The sequence below is a fragment of the Vibrio sp. 10N.222.46.A1 genome, from assembly GCF_041473595.1.
In the GTDB taxonomy this organism is placed as follows: domain Bacteria; phylum Pseudomonadota; class Gammaproteobacteria; order Enterobacterales; family Vibrionaceae; genus Vibrio; species Vibrio tasmaniensis_A.
Window position 1 is genome coordinate 1 of record NZ_JBFRSN010000303.1, and the last position, 1635, is coordinate 1635.

2 protein-coding genes are annotated in these 1635 nt (G+C 45.5%); both read right to left on the reverse strand.

What is annotated here, in order from left to right:
• Positions 1 to 258: 258 nt before the first annotated feature.
• Complete coding sequence (gene rpiA, locus AB4496_RS09975; RefSeq protein WP_017099276.1) at positions 259 to 972, reverse strand: ribose-5-phosphate isomerase RpiA; 714 nt, start codon at positions 970 to 972, stop codon at positions 259 to 261.
• A gap of 1 nt (position 973) precedes the next feature.
• Positions 974 to 1635, reverse strand: a 662-nt coding sequence (locus tag AB4496_RS09980; RefSeq protein ID WP_372130901.1) for a transketolase-like TK C-terminal-containing protein, incomplete at its 5' end; no start/stop codon positions are given.

A 1635-nucleotide genomic window follows, 5' to 3' on the forward strand; every position in this document is an offset into this window, starting at 1 on the left:
GGTTAATTAGAAAGTCGAATGCGTTTCTAATTGGTAAACCAAAAGGAGCATTGGGTGAACAGCTGCTGATATCTCGTACAGACGGAATAGCAATTAGCTCAGATAGATCACGCGTAAACGTTTCAATATTTGAATCAAAATAGCGCAGTGTTTGAGCTGAAAAATTGCTTTCCGTCATGTTTTATTCCTAAATTATCCTTACTGACATGCTTGTAAATAGACTTGCAAGCGAGGTCTCATTTTGATTATAAATCCCAGCTATTGAACGTGTTGCTTTGATAATAAATACGTACCTTCTGCATTCGAAAAAGCCATGAAATCAGCCGATCTTTGCGCGAAAATACCGTTCTCGACGACGCCAGGAATAGCGTTAATTTGGAGTTCCAATCGTTTTGGTTCAGCGATGTCCAAATGAGCAACATCGAGAATGATATTGCCGTTATCAGTGGTGCAGTCTTGGCGCAACGTCGGGTGTCCACCAAGGCTTTGTAAGGCATTAAACACAGCGGTTTGTGCGGCAGGTAAAACCTCTACAGGGAGTGGAAACTTTCCGAGTTGAGTGACCAATCGACCGCTATCTGCGATGGTGATGAAGCTTAGCGCAAGCGTCGCGAGTACTTTTTCACGAGCCAGTGCTGCACCACCACCTTTCACGGTCATGCCGGTTGTAAGACCTTCATCAATGCCATCAATGTAGAAATCAACACGGCCACATTCAGATATGGATATCTCATTCAGCCCTGCAGAGGATAAAGCTCGACTTGAGCGAACCGAACTGGATACGCAGTGAGCAAACTCAGCGCCACTTTCTTTCAATAGTTGAATGAATACTTCAACTGTTGCACCTGTGCCGATACCAATCACGCTAGAAGGTGTTAGCGTTTTTAGGACTTGCTCTAAGGCTACTTTTGCAGCCTTAGTTCGCAGGCAGTCTTGGCTTTGGTTTTCAATAAAGCGTTGTGCCATGCTCATATTACTTCTCCAGAACCGCTAGGGATTTTTCAACGATGTTTTCAACCGTAAATCCAAACATTTCGAAGAGTTGTTCTGCTGGTGCTGATTCACCAAAGCTTGTCATTCCCACAATGTCGCCGTGTAGCCCGACATACTTGAACCAGTAGTCACGGATACCAGCTTCTATGGCAACTCGTGCTGTAACATGGCTTGGTAAAACCTGTTCCTTGTATTCCGCGCTTTGTGCATCAAAAATATCGGTGGCCGGCATTGAAACAACACGACAACGAACATGAGTTAGCTGTGCTTTTGCTTCCATGGCGAGTGCCACTTCAGATCCCGTAGCGATTAGAATCAGCTGTGGTTCACCTTCACAGTCAGAAAGGATGTATCCACCTTTCGCTACATTGGAAAGCGTATCTTGATCACGTTCGAATTGAACAAGGTTCTGGCGAGAGAAAATCAATGACGTTGGGCCATCAAAACGTTCGATAGCAGACTTCCAAGCCACCGCGGTTTCTACTTGGTCGCAAGGACGCCAAGTGCTCATGTTTGGGGTAAGTCGAAGCGATGCTATTTGTTCAACCGGTTGGTGTGTCGGACCATCTTCCCCCAAACCGATAGAGTCATGGGTATAAACGAAGATACTGCGTTGCTTCATTAGTGCTGCCATACGAAGCG